Below are 16,116 nucleotides of genomic sequence, written 5' to 3' on the forward strand. Positions count from 1 at the left end.
TGCGGGCGCCGGGCGCGGCTCGGGTCGGGTCGGGTCGGGTCGGAGGCGGCAGTAGGCGGCAGTAGCGGCAGGGCGCCCACGCCGCCCGGGTCAGGGGTGCGGTCCTGCCGTCAGGGTCCGCTGCGGCTCGGGGTCGGTCGGGCGGGCGGCGGGCGTGACCGCGCGGGCCTCAGGCACCGCCGCCACCCCCTCAGGCGCCGCCGCGACCTCCTCCAGGGCCGCCGCGACCTCCTCCGCGGCCGGCCTCGCGTCCGGGTCCGGGGCGTGCAGGCGGTCCAGGAGCGGTCGCAGCGGGCCGGCGTCGCCGCCCCGCACGGCGGTGGCGAGCAGCGCACCGAGGGACCACAGGTCGGAGGCCGGACCGGCGCCGCGGCCGGAGGCGCGCTCCGGGGCGGCGAATCCGGCCGGGACGTCGGCGGCGGGCCCGTCCCCGATCCCGAAGTCGGTGACGACGACCCGCCCGGTGCCGGACTCGATCAGGACGTTGGCGGGCTTGAGGTCCCGGTGCACGATCCCCACGGCGTGCGCGGCCCTGAGCGCCCCCAGCACGGCGAGCCCGACACGGGCGGCCTCGGCGGGCGGCAGCGGCCCGCGCCGTACGGCCTCGCGGAGCGAATCGCCCTCCACCAGCTCCATGACGATCCAGGGCAGTTCGTCTTCCAGGACGACGTCATACAGGGCGACGGCGGAGGGGTGCCGTACCCGGGCCGCGGTCCGCGCCTCCCGGTGGATCCGGTGCGCGATGCGCCGGCTCTCCTCGTCGTCGGCCGGACGCCCGGGCAGCACGGGCTCCTTGACGGCGACGTCCCGCCGCTCCTGCTCGTCCCTGGCCCGCCAGACCGTTCCGGCCGGCCCGGCGCCCAGGCGCGCCAGGAGCCGGTAGCGTCCACCGATCAGGCGTGCGTCGGGCGGGTGTTCGCCGTCTCCACTCATGTCACATGAGTACCGTGCGCACCACGCCCTTGTCGAAGGAGGCCGGGCGCCGGCCCGCCCCGACTCCCGTTCCCTCAGGGCTTCTTGATCTCCAGGTTCGCGATCGCGGTCCTGGCGACCTCCCGGCCCCGGGCGGTGAAGTCGCCCCTGCCCGGGTAGCCGACGGTGAGGCGGTACAGGTCGCCGGAGCCGGTGCGGTAGTAGAAGATGCGCAGTTCACGCGGGCGCGGGTGCTGGGAGTCGTCGGTGGTGAACTCGACGGTGTTCGTGGCGGCCCGCCGGCCCTGGTACGTGGCGCCGTCGTCCGGGTGCGTCCTCGCGCCCTTGGGCATGTCGAGGCTGTAGTCGCCGTCGTTCTTGAACTTCTCGTCGTCGGCGTGCATCTGGGCCACCGCGTTGCTCTTGATCGTGTTGAGCGAGTCCTCCGACTTCCGCGTCAGGTCCAGCACGACCGAGACGCCACCGCTCGGGTCCGTGTACGACACCCAGCTCTGGTCGGAGTCGTCCTTGTCCGGGTGGCCGGGCTCGTAGGTCTCGGGGACGGCGAGGGTGGCCCCCAGTCCGGCGTCCGTGTGCTTCGCCCAGCCGTCCGGCAGCGGCCCCGCGAAGGGGTCGGCGAGGACGAGGTACCCGGCCACCGCCGCCGCGGCCAGGGCGGCGCCCACGCCCAGCCAGGCCTTGCGGCCCAGGCGAGGGGCACGGCCGGCGGGGACGGCGGGCGCCACGCGCTGGGTGGGCTCCGGCGCCGGGGGCTCGGCGGCCGTCTCCAGCAGCACCCGGACCTGGGCGGCCGTCGGGCGGCGGGAAGGATCCTTCTGGAGCAGGCCGTTGACGGCCTCCGCCAGCGGACCGCGCGCGGCGGCGGGCGCGGCCGGGGTGGCGTTGAGGACGGACTGCAGGGTGGCCGGTGTGTTGCTGCGGCGGAACGGGGACACGCCCTCGGTGGCGGTGTAGAGGACGACGCCGAGGGACCACAGGTCGCTCGACGGCCCGGGACGCTGTCCCAGCACCCGTTCCGGCGCGATGTACTCGGGCGAACCGACGAAACCGCCGGTGTCCGTCAGGTTCGTCTCGCCCTCGATCCGGGCGATGCCGAAGTCCGTGAGCACGACCCGGCCGTACCGGCCCAGCAGCACGTTGTCCGGCTTGACGTCCCGGTGCAGCACGCCGGCCGCGTGCGCGGCCTCCAGCGCGCCGAGCACCTCAAGACCGATCCGCGCCGCCTCGCGCACGTCCAGCGTGCCCTCCTGGAGCGCGCCGCCCAGGGTGCGGCCGTGCACCAGCTCCATCACGATCCACGGCCGGCCGTCCACCACCGCGACGTCGTACACGTTGACGACGGCGGGGTGGTCGAGCCTCGCCGCCGCGCGGGCCTCGCGGCGCATCCGCTCGAAGGCGTTGGCGCGTTCGCGCTCGGGAAGGTGGTCCGGCACACGGGGTTCCTTCACCGCGACCTCGCGGTCCACCGTCTCGTCCTTGGCCCGCCAGACCGTACCCATGCCGCCGTGGCCGAGCTTGGCGAGCAGCCGGTACCGGCCGGCGATCAGCCGCCCGGCGCCCGGGTCCTGAGGGGAGGGGACCGCTTCCTGAGCGGCCTGGGACGGTACGGGAGCGGCGGGGGGCGGTGCCTGGTGGGCCGCCTGCTGCGCCGGCTGCCGGGGCGCCGCGGCCCCGTACTGTGCGCCGGGCGGCGGATCAGGCGGCCGCAGAACGAAACTCGTCGTGTCGTCGGCCGTGCGGCCGGCTCCCCCGTCACTGCTCATGGACCATCCATATCGCGCCACCGGCGTCCGCCACCACAGCGGGCACGAACCGGTCACGAAGCCGTGACCGGGCGGGGATCAACGTGCCGTGGCCGAGAAGGTGTCCACAGCCACGTCGAAGTACTCCCGCGCCTCCCGCACCCGTCCGACCGGCGCCGACACCCACACGTCGTACAGCCGGCCGCCCTCCTCCCAGCACAGGTCGTAGGTGTGCCGCGGGCCCTCGGCCGCGCTGAACCCGTCCCAGGTGAACTCCCAGAGCGCGGCCGGGTGTCCGGCGTGCGTGGTGCCGACGACCCTGCCGTCGTGGTAGCCGGGATTGGTGCTGGCGCCCCCCGCCGCTGCCCGGCTCATCACCGCGGCCGGGCCGCCGGCGTCGGGCGGGGAGATCTTGACGCCGAGGCGGAAGGTCTGTCCCGGTGAGAGGTAGAAGACGCGTTCGCCCTGCCGTTCGCGGGTGAAGTCCCGCGGCACGGCGAGCGAGAAGCCGTCCTGGTCGCGGGCGGTGCGGTAACCGGAGGGGGCGGTGCGGGGCCGGGAGGCCGCGGGCGCGCTGCTCGCGGTGACCGCGGAGGACGGCGAGGCGCTGCCGTCCGGCGGGGACGCGGAGCGGCTCGTCGGCGCGGCGGGGCTGCTCGTCGTTCCGCCGGGCGTGCCGCCGCCCTCGCCCTGGTGCAGCAGCAGCGCCGCCGCCGAGACGCCCGCCCCGGCCACCGCGGCCACGAGCAGGGCGGCGATCAGCACCCCGCGCGAGGACTGGCGTGCGGGCGGGGGCTGTTCGGCGGCGGGCGGATCGGCCGGCGTCCGCGGCGGATCGGGCTCGGCCGGCGGGTGGGCGGCCGCGGCCGCCCGGGCCGCGAGGGCGACGAGCCTCGGTGTGCGGGCCGACGCCGGCGGTTCCGGGGCGGCCGGGGTGCGGCCCGTCTCCAGGAACGCCCGCAGCATCCGCTCCGCGTCCGCCGCGTCCAGCCGCCGGTCCGGGTCGCGTTCCAGCAGGCCCCGTACGACGGGCAGCAGTGGCTCGGCCTGGGCGGGTGGCCGGATCTCGGCGGCGACCACGGCGTGCAGGATGCCGCCGAGCGAGTCCCGCCGGAACGGCGACTCGCCGCTGAGCACCGTGCACAGCAGCGCGCCCAGCGACCACAGGTCGGACTCCGGTCCGGTGCGGGTGCCCGACATCCGCTCCGGGGCGGTGTACTCGGGCGAGCCGACGAAGGAACCGGTCTCGGTGAGCGTGGTGGCGCCCGCGACCTGCGCGATGCCGAAGTCGGTGAGCACCACCCGGCCGGTGCCGGACTCCAGCAGCACGTTCGCGGGCTTGATGTCGCGGTGCAGGACGCCGGCCGCGTGCGCGACGCGCAGCGCGCTCAGCAGGTCGGCGCCGATCCGGGCGGCCTCGGCGGCGTCGACCGGGCCCTGCCTGGCGATGCGGTCCGCGAGGGAGCCGCCGTCGATCAGCTCCATGACGAGGTACGGGCGCTCGTCCTGCTCTATGACGTCGTGCACGACGATGATGTGCGGGTGCCTCAACTGCGCGACCGCACGCGCCTCTCGGAAGGTGCGGTCGCGGCGGCGCCGGGCGTCGTCGTCCGGGAGGGAGTCGTCGGCGGCCAGTTCCTTGACCGCCACCAGCCGGCCCAGCACCTGGTCGCTCGCCCGCCACACGACGCCCATGCCGCCGCGCCCGATCCGCTCCTGGAGGCGGTAACGGCCCGCGATCACGCGGAAGTCGTCCCCGTCGGATCCCATGAGGCCCATCATGCCGCACCGGACGCACCCCCTCCGGGGCGGCGGTCGGCCAAGTGTGCCGCCCCCGAGGCAGCCGACGGCAAGAGGTGGTCTCGTGCCCCGCTCCGCCTGGTCCAGGTTCCAGTTCCAGTCTGACGCCTCGGCCCCGAAGACCCGTAGCAGTCGACCCGGTATGCCGACGGCCCGGTGACGCGCGACGGTTCACCGGAACAAGGACGCTCACTTTCAGCCATGATCCGCTTCTAATCGGATTCAAAGCATGCCAAACCGCCGAAACATCCGGGACATCAGAGGTCGAACGGACGGCCGGAATGAAACTTTTGAGTGAACCTTGGAAGGATTATGGTCTCCTCATGGGAAACACCTTGAAGCGCCTTTCCGTTACAAGTGTCGCGACGGTGGCGATATTCGCTGCGGCAACAGTGACCAATGCCAGCGCGGCGAGCGGTGGCGCCTCGTGCTCCACGAACGGCGCCACGGGGAGCATGACGTTCACCAACTGGTCAGACAATTACGTAGACATCAGCGGCTGGGTCAAGGACACAGCTGCCGATGGTCACCATGTAGCGATTCAGTTCATCTCCTCCTCGGGTGGCGGCGGCATCGAAAACCTGGTCCACTGGCCCTGGCGCCACGAGTACGGCGGAAACGGGTCAACTCTTTCCTTCACCACTCACGCCTCGACTAGCGACAACTCCCTCCGCTATGCAGGTGTGCACGTGGCGGTTTGGGAAGGGGACAAAATAGTCGGCAACCTCTATTGCTCTGACTGGGCCTGATCCTCGCACGGCGGTCTGAGCCACCCATAAGACCCGTTCGGCGGAGCTCTTGTATGGAGCTCCGCCGAGGCACGTCAGAAACGATCGGTTTCAGGCGATGGAGAGTCCTGAACTCGCGGACCGCTTCATCCGGAGAGCCGTTCGCTGGATACCCTCACTGCTTCACCGCGCCCTCTCGCCAGCTCTGCAACACTCTCTCGAACTGCTTGCGCGTGGTAGCCCAGTCCTGCGCAGGAGAGGACATGTAGATCGCGTACTCGACCCCGCTCCGGGCGATGTACATGAGATCGACGGCTTGGTACGCCCCGGGGGGACGCAAATCATTGTCCTGCGCCGTCCACTTGTACTCCAGTCGGGATGCTTGCCCGTCACGGTAAATCGTGCGCTGCATGCTCAACTGTTCGTAGTCCACCAACTGCTGGCTCAACTGCTGCCCCAGCTCGGCTTGGTGAGCGTACGGGTCGTCGTAGTCCGGCAAGGTATCGACGGCGATATGCACCAGGTGCTCACCTCCGTCCGGTGAATAGTCGATTTGCTGCAAGCCGTCCTTGCGCTTGATGGAAACCGACCGCTTCCAGCCCGCGGGCAGGCGGAGGCTGAAGCCTACGGGATCGTCGTACTGCTTCCAGCCTGCGGGAACCGTTCCCTTCATCTTCCCCGTCGGGGTGTGGCTCGGCGCTGTGGTGACGGAGGTGCCGCCGTTCGCCTCCGACTTTCCCGGACCCCACTTTTGCAGCACCACGGCCGTGCCTCCGCCGACGATCGCGGCGAAGGCGACCACCATGGCGAGTGTGCGCAACCGGCGGCGCCGGGACGGCTGGACCGGCTGCCCCTGGGGGACGGGCGCGTGTTGCCCGTAACCCGGATCGTACGAACCATCGACCCTAGTGGCCCTAGTCACCGGGGGATAAGGTGTCGCCTTTTGCGCGGCGCTGGGTGTGAAGCCCGTCTGCGCCTCCGGCTGGAAGCGGCCGTGCTGCGCCGGTGCGAACGCCTGTGTGGTGTGCGGCCGGCGGCCCTGCGCGGCCTCGGCGAGCATGCGCTCCGCTTCGGCCGCGCCCGGCCGCAGGGCCGGTTCCTTGTGCAGCAGGGCGGCGATGACGGGGCCGAGCGGACCGGCGTTGCGGGGCTCCTCCGCGTCCTCCTCGACCACCGCCTGCATGGTGCTGAGCGGCGAGGTGCGGCGGAACGGCGAGCGTCCCTCGACCGCCGTGTACAGCGTGGCCCCGAGCGCCCACAGGTCCGAGGACGGGCCGGGGTCGTGGCCGCGCACCCGCTCGGGGGCGAGGTAGTCGACCGAGCCGACGACCTCACCGGTGCGGGTGATGGTGGAGTCGCCCTCTATCTGGGCGATGCCGAAGTCGGTGAGCAGGACCCGGCCGTCCCGGCCGAGGAGGACGTTGCCGGGCTTGACGTCCCGGTGCAGTACGCCGGCCGAGTGCGCGGCGCGCAGGGCCCGCAGCACCCACAGGCCGATCCGCGCGGCCTCGGGGGGCTCGATGCGGCCGCGCTCCTTGACCGCGTCGGCCAGCGAGTGGCCCTCGACCAGCTCCATGACGATCCACGGACGGCCGTCGTGCTCCAGCACGTCGTGGACGGTGACGACGGCGGAGTGGTTGATGCGTGCGGCGGCCCGCGCCTCGGCCCTGGTGCGGGCCAGCAGGACCGCCCGGTCGCTCTCGGAGACGTAGAGCGCCGCGGTCAACTCCTTGACGGCGACCTGCCGGTGGAGCACCTCGTCGTGGGCGCGCCACACCCGGCCCATGCCGCCGCTGCCGATGGAGTCGGCGAGCCGGTAGCGGCCCGCTATGAGCAGGCCCTGCATCTGATTCAACGTTGCCCCGCAATGCTATTGACAGGGTCAGACTAAGGACCGGCCCTCCCCCTGGGAACACGAGGGGTACCAAGGTGACAGTCCTGTGACGGTTGCCGCTTCCGGCGCGCCGACGGGTCCCAACCCCGTTGCGCGCGGCGGGTCTACGGGGTGTTCAGCCGGTGTAGCGGTACGTCGCGGTGGCTTGCTCGTACAGCCGTGTCACCTCGTCGCGCTCGGCTTCCGGGCCGCGGACCTGGACGATGTGGTAGCGGCCGTTCAGCAGGATCGCCATGTTGCGCACGTACCGGTCGCGGCCCTGTCCGTCCGTCCAGGTGAACTGACCCTCGGCCATGGTCCGTCCGCCCACCTCGATCGTCCGCAGGCCGGTGGCCGTGGCCCAACTCGAGTCCCGGTACGGCTGGAGTTCGCGCTCCTTGTCCCGCTGGTAGACCATCGGGTCGCTGCCGTAGGTTCCCGTGCCGTCCCTTCCGGGTACGACGAGCAGCTCGAAGTTCCCGTGGGAGTAGACGACTTGACCGCTGCCGTTCTTCGGCGTGCGGTCCCAGCCCTTGGCGACGGCGATGCGGAAGCCGTCCGGGTCCTTGCGCAGGGTGAATCCGTCGGCGACGGACGGGTCTCCGCCGGTCTGGGTCTCGGCGGCGGGCGCGGACGCCGAGGGCCCCGGGCCGGACGGTCCGGAGGACGGCCGCTCGGTCGGCGAGGGCGCGGTGCTCGCCTCGCCTGCGCTGCCGGTGCGGTCACCGCCGCCCGCGGCGCCGCTCCCGCCCTGCTTGGGCATGAACAGCATCGCGTACGCCACCGCGCCGGCCAGCAGGAGCATGATCAGCAGGAGCAGCAGCCGGCCCAGGCTGCGGGGCGAACGGTCCGGTTCCCGGCCCCGCTTGTGCCGCGCGTGCGGATGCGTGGCGGGCACTCTCGCGCGCCGTCGCCGCACCAGCTCGCCGCGCCGCCGGACGATCGGCAGCCGCTTGGGGTCGGCCGGCGGAACGGGCACCACATGGGATCCGGCGTCCGGCTCGGGCGCCGAGCGCACCAAGGAGCGCAGCCAGCCGCTCAGCTCCTCGAAGTCGGGCCGGTCGGTGGGGTCCTGACGCAGCAGCGACTCCACGACGGGGCGCAGCGGGCCGCACTCCTCGGCGAAGGCGGGCGGCTCCGCGCACACCAGTTGCACCAGCTCGGCCGTGGACTCCTCGGGGTAGGGGGCGTGTCCCTGGACGGCGCGGAAGAGCAGCGCGCCGAGCGCCCAGAGGTCGGTGGCGGGCCCGATCGGCGCGGCGAGCTGCCAGTTCTCGTGCACGGGGCCCGCCTGCTCCGGCGCCCAGCGCTCGGTGACCGGCCCCACCACGGTCATCCGCACCTGCCGGGCCCGCTCGGCGGCGAGCGCGGTGCCGGGGCCACGCCGCACGGCACCGGCACCGGCACCGGCACCGGGATCGGGATCGTCCCAACGCGAGGCCGAGCCGGACGCGCCCACGGGCACCGCCGGGGCGGCACCGAGGGCGGGGGCGGGCGACTGCCCCGGAACGGCGGCACCGTACCCGGCACGGGCGCCTCCCGGCCCGGACGCGGGCGACTGACCGGGGCCGGGAGCGCCGTACCCGGAGGCGGGCGGCTGACCGGGGCCCGCGGCGCCATAGCCGGATGCCGGTGACTGACCGTGGCCCGCACTGCCATAGCCGGACGCGGGCGACTGTCCGGGGCCGGGAGCGCCGTACCCGGAGACAGGTGACTGACCGGGGCCCGCGGTGCCGTACCCGGACGCGGGCGACTGACCAGGAGCCGGCGCCTGTCCCGGAACCACGGCACTGCGGCCGTGGCCGTGAGGGCCGTAGCCGGATGCGGGTGACTGACCGGGGTTCGCGGCACCGTAGCCGGGCGTGGGCGGGTGGCCGGGGCCGGAGGCCGTGTCGTCGCCCGGCGGCAGTTCCGGTCGGGCGGGGTCGCCGGCCGGGCCGGTGCGGGGTGCGGCGCCGTGCCAGCCGGCGCCGGTCACGCCGTGGGGGTCGGCCGTCCGGCCGGGCGGCACGGCGGGCCGGCCGGAGGAGTACGGCGGCTGTGGGGCGCCGGCGGCCCCGGCGTCGCCCTCGGCGGGCGGACGGGCTCCGGGCAGGGCGGCGCGTCCGTTCTGCTGGGCTCCCTGCACCCGGGCCGCGGCCCGGGTTCCCGCACGGTAGGCGGCTATGGCGCCGGCCCGGGCGGCACGGACGTCGTCCCCGCTCTCCAGGGCCCGCCGCCCGGACGGCGGCACCGGGACGCCGGCGGCGGAAGCCGTGCCGGGCGCCGGCAGCCCGCCGGCCGCCCGCGCCTGGATCGCGGCCCGCCGGGCGGCCTCGGGATCGGCGTCGGGGTCCGGGACCGCGGCCGCGGGCCGGAGCGCACCGCCGAAGCCCTGACTCGCCGGGATGCCGGGGGCCCCGGCAGCACCCGGGCCCTCGTGCCCGCCGGGAGCACCCGGACCGCCGTCGGCGCCTGGAGCGCCAGGAGCGCCGGGGAGCTGTCCCGCGGGGGGCCGGGCGTCCGGGGCGCCGACGTCACCGGCCGGACCGTCCGGGGCCGGCACCGGGTCGTAGCCGCACAGCGCCTCCTCCGCCGCGCCGACCGCGAGTCCGGTCAGCATCACCCGGCCGTCGTCGCAGACGAGGACCGTGCGGGCGGTGACGTTGCGGTGCGTCCAGCCGTGGGCGTGCAGCACGCGCAGCGCCATGAGGACGTCGGAGGCGACCTCGGCCGCCCGGTACGGCGTCAGCGGCTCCTCGGCCAGCAGCGCGGACAGCGGCCGGGCGGCCACCGATTCGCTGACGATCCACAGCGAGCCGCCCTCGGCGAACACGTCGAAGACCTGGTCGAGACGCGGATGGTCGGGGATGCGTGCCGCCGCCTGCGCGGCCTCGACGGCACGGCGCACCGCGGGGTCCGAGGGGCGGCGGGTTGCGGTACGGGCGGCGGGGGAACGGCGGGCGCCGCGCTCCCGGGCGGTGAAGCCCTCGGGCAGCCCCTCCGAGTCCAGCACCTCGGCCTCGACGACCTCGGGCAGCGGCACCTGACGGACCAGCACCTCCTGGCCGCTGTAGGTGTCGAACGCCCGGGTCTCGGTCAGCTCGTACTCGTCGGACGGCGGCAGCGGCAGGCGGTACCGGTCGGCGAGCACCCGGCCCGCATAGTCGTCCACGTTGCCTCCCCCGGCCGCCTGGTCGTTCAGATCCGTTCCCCGACGGTCCGTTCCGCATCCACATCCGGCTCCGTACGGTCCGCAACCATTCACGATACGTGCCGGAGGCAACCCGCATTGAGGGGATGCCGGATTCTCACGGAACCGAACCGGGCTCGGTCATGTCACGACTTGGGCTCGAAGGACTTCGTCAGCGTCCGCCAGGTGCGCTCGCGCAGGTCGCCGTCCCAGTTCGCGGCCTTGGCGGTGTACATCAGCGCGTGGCCGAGGTGGTCGTTCACCACGAATCCCCGGTCGATCGTGCGGTACCGGGTGCCGCCGTCGGAGTAGGTGAACTCCCAGTCGGCGGTGTTCCAGCCCCGGTAGCCGACCTTCTCTATCCGGATCCTCTGGTACTGGGAACGCACCATGGAGCGCTCCTGGTTCTTCCAGTCCGCCACCGGGTCGTCCTTGGGCGTGCTGGTCCAGGCGACGAGCAGCTTCTGCCCGTCGGGGCCGGCGTAGCGGTCGCCGGCGGCTCCGGTCGACTGGTACTTCCAGCCCTTGGGCAGCCCGATCGAGTAGCCCTGGCCGCTCTTGTGGGTCGACTCGACGGGCGCGCCGCCGTCGCTCCTGGAGCCGGACGAGCCGGAGCCGTCGTCGCCGGAGGCGCTCGCGCTCGCCGCGTCGGACGAGGGCCCTGTCGAGGGTGGGGTCGGGGTGGTCCCGTCGGTCCGCGTGCCGCCGTCGGCGCCGGCCTTGCCGCTCGCGCCCTTGTCCTCCTTGACGGAGCTGGGGGCGCTCGGCGCGGCACCGCTGCCGCGGTCGTCGCTCCCGCTGCCGCCGCCGAGGACGAGGGCCAGCACGGTGCCGAGCACCGCCAGCGCGACCACGGCGACGATGATCACCAGGGTCCGCCTGGGCACCACGTCGGTGAGCGGCGCCCTGGGCACCGGCCGCGGCGGCAGGTCCGGGGGCGGCACCACGGGCCACCCGGAACGCGGCTTGTCGGCCCCGGAGTTCGGCACGGCCGCGGAGCCCTGCGCGGCACCGGCCTGCCTTCCCCGCGAACCGGCGCCGGCCGTGGCAGCGGAGGCCTGGCCGCGCTCCACGGCGCCGGCGTCGCCCGTGCCGCCGGCGCCTTGAGCCGCCGTGTCGCCGTCGGTCTTCGTCCGGGCGGCCGCCGCAGCGGTGGCCGCCCCGGCCGCCTTGCGGACCGAGCGCAGCGCCCCGCGCAGCTTCTCCCCGGCCTCCTCGCCCCGCTTGCCCTCCGGCCCGCCGGGCTGCGCCGGCAGCGGAACGACACGGGTGGCGTCCATCGACTCCGGCTCGGGCGCGTGGATCACCGCGTTGAGCATGGCCCGGGCGCCGGCGTCGTCGAGCCGCTGCGCCGGGTCCTTGTTGAGCAGTCCGTAGATGACGTCACGGAGCGGGCCCGCGTTCTTGGGCTCCTCGAGCGGTTCGGTCATCACCGCGGTCAGCGTGGCGATCGCCGAGCCCCTGTCGTACGGCGGCAGGCCCTCGACCGAGGCGTACAGCAGGCCGCCCAGGGACCACAGGTCGGCCGCGGGTCCCGGCTTGTGCCCGCGGGCCCGCTCCGGGGAGATGTAGGAGGGGGCGCCGACCAGCATTCCGGTGGAGGTGATGGACGGGTCGCCCTCCACCTGCGCGATGCCGAAGTCGGTGAGCACGACCCGGCCGTCCTCGGCGATGAGCACGTTGGACGGCTTCACGTCCCGGTGCAGGATGCCCTCGCGGTGCGCGGAGCGCAGCACGTCCAGGACGGCGAGGCCGACCTCGGCGGCGCGTCTGGGATCCAGCAGGCCGTCCTCACGGATGACCTCGGCCAGCGACTTGCCCTCGACCAGCTCCATGACGATCCAGGGCCGGTCGTCCTCGTCGACCACGTCGAAGACCGTCACCGCGCTGTTGTTGCGGATCCGGGCGATCGCCTTGGCCTCGCGCAGGGTGCGCGTGATCAGGCGCCGCTTCTCCTCCTCGTCGATGTTCGACGGGAACCGCAGCTCCTTGACGGCGACCGTGCGGCCGAGGGTCTCGTCCTCCGCGCGCCACACCGTCCCCATGCCGCCGCGGCCCAGCACGTCTCCCAGCCGGTACCGCCCGGCGAGGAGACGCCGCTCGTTCTTGTCCTGACGAGTCTCCTGACGGGATGTCCCCGACCGCTCCGCCTCCGACATGCGTCCCCTCATGCAACCCGCCCTGACAGAGCCTCCATTGTCTCTCACCCGACAAGTGGCCGACGCCCAGGGTGCCCGCTGCCACGCCGGGGGCCGCGCACACCGGAACACCCGCCGCACCGGCACCTTGAGTCAGCGTCAGACCATGCGCCTCACACCCCCTCCGGGCCCGGCCGGGTCCCTGCCCGAGTACACCTGCCGAACGCGTTTCATGCACGCCGGCGCCCCCTTGTCCCGCACGGGCCGCACGGCCCCGGCCCGGCCCGGCCGCCCGGACGCGCGGGCGGTGCCACACGCACCCGACCGTGACCCCGACATCCCGGCCACAACTCTCAAGGCCACACCCCCTCCCGCCCGGCGCCCGATGCGCCCTCTCACCCGGTACAACGGCCGGGCCGGCAGCGCGGATCCCGGTCCCGGGTCACCCGTCCGGGTGGTCCGGCTACAGCGGCACGATGTCCGGCGCCCCCAGCCGGGCCGCGTCGGCCGTCAGGTCGTCGGGCTGGAGCTGGGACTCCCGCTCGGCCTCCACCCGCTTCTCGTAGTGCTCCACCTCGCGCTCGATCTGGCCCTTGTCCCAGCCGAGCACGGGTGCCATCAGCTCGGCGGCCTCACGGGCGCTGCGGGTGCCCCGGTCGAAGGTCTCTATGGAGATGCGGGTGCGGCGGGTGAGCACGTCGTCCAGGTGCCGGGCGCCCTCGTGCGAGGCCGCGTAGACGACCTCAGCGCGCAGGTAGTCGTCGGCGGCCTGCAGCGGCTCGCCCAGGGCCGGGTCGGCCGCGATGAGGTCCAGGATCTCCTCCGCCATGGAGCCGTACCGGTTGAGCAGGTGCTCGACCCGCACCACGTGCAGGCCGGTGCGGGCGGCTATGCGCGCCCGGGCGTTCCACATCGCCCGGTAGCCCTCCGCGCCGAGCAGCGGGATCTCCTCGGTGACGCAGTCGGCGACGCGCGTGTCGAGCCCGTGCACCGCCTCGTCGACGGCGTCCTTCGCCATCACCCGGTACGTCGTGTACTTGCCGCCCGCCACGACCACGAGACCGGGCGCCGGATGCGCCACGGTGTGCTCGCGGGACAGCTTGCTGGTGGCGTCGGACTCGCCGGCCAGCAGCGGGCGCAGGCCGGCGTACACGCCCTGCACGTCGTCGCGGCCGAGCGGCACGGCGAGCACCGAGTTGACGTGCTCCAGCAGGTAGTCGATGTCGGCGCTGGAGGCAGCCGGGTGGGCCTTGTCGAGGTCCCAGTCGGTGTCGGTGGTGCCGATGATCCAGTGCCGGCCCCAGGGGATGACGAACAGCACCGACTTCTCGGTGCGCAGGATCAGGCCGGTGGTGGAGTGGATGCGGTCCTTGGGCACGACCAGGTGGATGCCCTTGGAGGCGCGGACGTGGAACTGGCCCCGCTCCCCCACCATGGCCTGCGTGTCGTCGGTCCACACCCCGGTGGCGTTGACGACCTGCTTGGCGCGGATCTCGTACTCGCCGCCGCCCTCCACGTCCCGCACCCGGGCGCCGACGACCCGCTCGCCCTCGCGCAGGAACCCGGTCACGCGCGCCCGGTTGGCGGCCCGCGCGCCGTAGGACACCGCCGTGCGCACCAGGTTGGTGACGAAGCGGGCGTCGTCCATCTGGGCGTCGTAGTACTGCAGGGCGCCGACCAGGGCGTCCTTCTTCAGACAGGGGGCGACGCGCAGGGCGTGACGGCGGGTCAGGTGCCGGTGCAGGGGCAGGCCCCGGCCGTGCCCGCGGGCCATCGACATCGCGTCGTAGAGCGCGACGCCCGACCCGGCGTACAGCCGCTCCCAGCCCTTGTGCTGCAGCGGATAGAGGAAGGGCACCGGTTTGACCAGGTGCGGGGCGAGCCGCTCCAGCAGCAGGCCGCGTTCCTTCAGCGCCTCGCGGACGAGGGCGAAGTCGAGCATCTCCAGGTAACGCAGGCCGCCGTGGACGAGCTTGCTGGACCTGCTGGAAGTCCCCGACGCCCAGTCACGGGCCTCGACCAGGCCGGTCGACAGGCCGCGGGTGACGGCGTCCAGCGCGGTGCCGGCGCCCACCACTCCGCCGCCGACCACCAGCACGTCCAGCTCGCGTTCCGCCATCGCCGCCAGTGCCTCGGCGCGCTGCGCCGGACCCAGAGTCGCTGTCCTCACCGCTGCCTCCCGCTGTCGAACGTCTCGCTCGCGCCGGCCGCATCGGCGGCGGCGCGAAGCCGGTTCATCCCCTCCTCATGCCCAGATTCTGACCGGCACGCCCTGCGTCGGCCACCACGCACCCGCGGCCTGTGGACAACGTGCGCGCAACCACCCGGGAGACACACGAACACAATCCCACATCACGGTCATATTTACTCCTAGTGTGACAGTGCGCTCGTACATGCTGCTCACAGCGGTTGCGCACCTGTTCCGCTTCGGCTACTGGGAAGGACGGCCCACGCCCCATGCCCGCAGACCTCGCCGTTATCGGACTCGGTCCGTACGGCCTGCCGCTCGCCCAGGCCGCCGTCGCCGCAGGCATCCCGACCATCGGGTACGCCACCGGCCCCGAGGCCGGCTCGCTCAGCCCCGCCGAGCTGCGCCGGATGCGCTCCACCGGCTTCCGCCCCGGCACCGACCCGGCCCAGCTCGGCCGCGTGCGCACCGCGGTGATCTGCGCGCCGACCCCGCGCGGCGCCGACGGCGGGATCGACCTCGGCCAGGTCGAGGCGGCCGCCCGCACCCTCGCCGGGCGGCTCCGCCCGCACACCACGGTCATCCTGGAGTCACCCGTGCTGCCCGGGACCACCGACGGGTTCCTGCGTCCCCTGCTGGAGGAGGGCTCCGGGCTCCGCGCCGGGCGCGACTTCCACCTCGCCTACTCGCCCAGCCGGGTGGACCCCGGCAACCGCGACCGCAACCCCGCCAACACGCCCAAGGTCATCGGGGGCCTCACCCCGGCCTGCACCGAGTCGGCCGCCGCCTTCTACGGCCGGCTGACCGACAAGGTGGTCCGCGCGCGCGGGCTGCGCGAGGCGGAGACGGTGCAGTTGCTGGAGACCAACTACCGGCACGTGAACATCGCACTGGTCAACGAGATGGCCGTGCTCTGCCACGAGTTGGGCGTCGACCTGTGGGACGTCGTCCGCTGCGCCGAGACCAAGCCGTTCGGCTTCCAGGCCTTCCGGCCGGGGCCGGGCGTCGGCGGCCACGGCCTCCCCCAGGACCTGACCGGGCACGCGACCCGCACCCTGCGCATGGTGGAACTCGCCCAGCAGGTCAACGACCGCATGCCCGAGTACGTCGTCCGGCGCGCGGCCACCCTCCTCAACGAGCACGGCAAGTCCGCGCGCGGGGCCCGCGTCCTGCTGCTCGGCGTCACCTACAAGCCGGACATCGCCGACCTCCAGGGCACGCCCGCGCGCGAGATCGCGACGCGGCTGACCGAACTGGGCGCGTCCGTGAGCTTCCACGATCCGTACGTGCCCGCGTGGAGCGTGCTGGACCGCCCGATTCCCCGGGCCGACGCGCTGTACGAGGCGGTCGCCGACGCCGACCTGACGATCCTGCTCCAGCACCACCGCACGTACGACCTGCAGGGCCTGTCGGTGAAGGCCCAGCTCCTGCTGGACACCCGGGGCGCGGCCCCCACGGGGGCGGCGCACCGGCTGTGAGAGCGCCCCGGGCGGGCCCCGGTGGCATACGAAAGGCCCAGGGCACGCGAGAGGGCCGGTCACC

9 protein-coding genes are annotated in these 16,116 nt (G+C 73.9%); 2 read left to right on the forward strand and 7 right to left on the reverse strand.

The annotated features are described in order from the left end of the window. Positions 1–90: 90 nt before the first annotated feature. The 3 genes from TNCT1_RS02895 to TNCT1_RS02905 all read right to left on the reverse strand — a co-directional run bounded on the left by TNCT1_RS02895 (position 91) and on the right by TNCT1_RS02905 (position 4,445). Entirely contained in the window at positions 91–933 is an 843-nt protein-coding gene (locus TNCT1_RS02895; protein ID WP_143627787.1) for a serine/threonine-protein kinase, read from the reverse strand. Positions 934–1,007: 74 nt separating this feature from the next. Further along, positions 1,008–2,696, reverse strand: coding sequence for a serine/threonine-protein kinase (locus tag TNCT1_RS02900; RefSeq protein WP_143627789.1), 1,689 nt, complete (start codon positions 2,694–2,696; stop codon positions 1,008–1,010). Between the two features lie 78 nt (positions 2,697–2,774). Beyond that, positions 2,775–4,445 (reverse strand): serine/threonine-protein kinase, encoded by a 1,671-nt coding sequence (locus tag TNCT1_RS02905; RefSeq protein ID WP_143627791.1) that lies wholly within the window; start codon positions 4,443–4,445, stop codon positions 2,775–2,777. Between the two features lie 353 nt (positions 4,446–4,798). Here TNCT1_RS02905 and TNCT1_RS02910 point away from each other — a divergent pair, with 353 nt between their 5' ends. Beyond that, positions 4,799–5,224: a hypothetical protein gene (locus TNCT1_RS02910; RefSeq protein WP_143627793.1), complete on the forward strand. Its 426-nt coding sequence runs from the start codon at positions 4,799–4,801 to the stop codon at positions 5,222–5,224. 154 nt (positions 5,225–5,378) lie between these two features. Here the strand turns inward: TNCT1_RS02910 and TNCT1_RS02915 are convergent, their stop codons facing one another. From TNCT1_RS02915 to TNCT1_RS02930, 4 genes are all read right to left on the reverse strand, one after another. Next, the gene (locus tag TNCT1_RS02915) at positions 5,379–7,049 is read right to left on the reverse strand and encodes a serine/threonine-protein kinase (protein WP_143627795.1); all 1,671 of its coding nucleotides are present in this window, start codon (positions 7,047–7,049) and stop codon (positions 5,379–5,381) included. Between the two features lie 163 nt (positions 7,050–7,212). Further along, positions 7,213–10,230: a protein kinase gene (locus TNCT1_RS02920; RefSeq protein WP_143627797.1), complete on the reverse strand. Its 3,018-nt coding sequence runs from the start codon at positions 10,228–10,230 to the stop codon at positions 7,213–7,215. 164 nt (positions 10,231–10,394) lie between these two features. Beyond that, a complete protein-coding gene (locus TNCT1_RS02925; RefSeq protein WP_143627799.1) occupies positions 10,395–12,407 on the reverse strand; it encodes a serine/threonine-protein kinase in 2,013 nt (670 codons plus the stop codon). Positions 12,408–12,849: 442 nt separating this feature from the next. Continuing rightward, on the reverse strand, positions 12,850–14,556 hold the full coding sequence (locus TNCT1_RS02930; RefSeq protein WP_143627801.1) for a glycerol-3-phosphate dehydrogenase/oxidase: 1,707 nt from the start codon (positions 14,554–14,556) through the stop codon (positions 12,850–12,852). A gap of 287 nt (positions 14,557–14,843) precedes the next feature. Between TNCT1_RS02930 and TNCT1_RS02935 the strand changes: the two genes are divergently transcribed. Then, on the forward strand, positions 14,844–16,052 hold the full coding sequence (locus tag TNCT1_RS02935) for a nucleotide sugar dehydrogenase (protein ID WP_143627803.1): 1,209 nt from the start codon (positions 14,844–14,846) through the stop codon (positions 16,050–16,052). Positions 16,053–16,116 lie beyond the last annotated feature (64 nt).

The sequence above is a fragment of the Streptomyces sp. 1-11 genome (assembly GCF_007176755.1).
GTDB lineage: Bacteria > Actinomycetota > Actinomycetes > Streptomycetales > Streptomycetaceae > Streptomyces.

What these genes read in the sequence shown, in the direction of transcription:
- TNCT1_RS02895 (WP_143627787.1), bottom strand. Translation starts at nt 933, where the DNA reads ATGAGTGGAGACGGCGAACACCCGCCCGACGCACGCCTGATCGGTGGA.
- TNCT1_RS02900 (WP_143627789.1), bottom strand. Translation starts at nt 2,696, where the DNA reads ATGAGCAGTGACGGGGGAGCCGGCCGCACGGCCGACGACACGACGAGT.
- TNCT1_RS02925 (WP_143627799.1), bottom strand. Translation starts at nt 12,407, where the DNA reads ATGTCGGAGGCGGAGCGGTCGGGGACATCCCGTCAGGAGACTCGTCAG.
- TNCT1_RS02915 (WP_143627795.1), bottom strand. Translation starts at nt 7,049, where the DNA reads ATGCAGGGCCTGCTCATAGCGGGCCGCTACCGGCTCGCCGACTCCATC.
- TNCT1_RS02905 (WP_143627791.1), bottom strand. Translation starts at nt 4,445, where the DNA reads ATGGGATCCGACGGGGACGACTTCCGCGTGATCGCGGGCCGTTACCGC.
- TNCT1_RS02910 (WP_143627793.1), top strand. Translation starts at nt 4,799, where the DNA reads ATGGGAAACACCTTGAAGCGCCTTTCCGTTACAAGTGTCGCGACGGTG.
- TNCT1_RS02935 (WP_143627803.1), top strand. Translation starts at nt 14,844, where the DNA reads ATGCCCGCAGACCTCGCCGTTATCGGACTCGGTCCGTACGGCCTGCCG.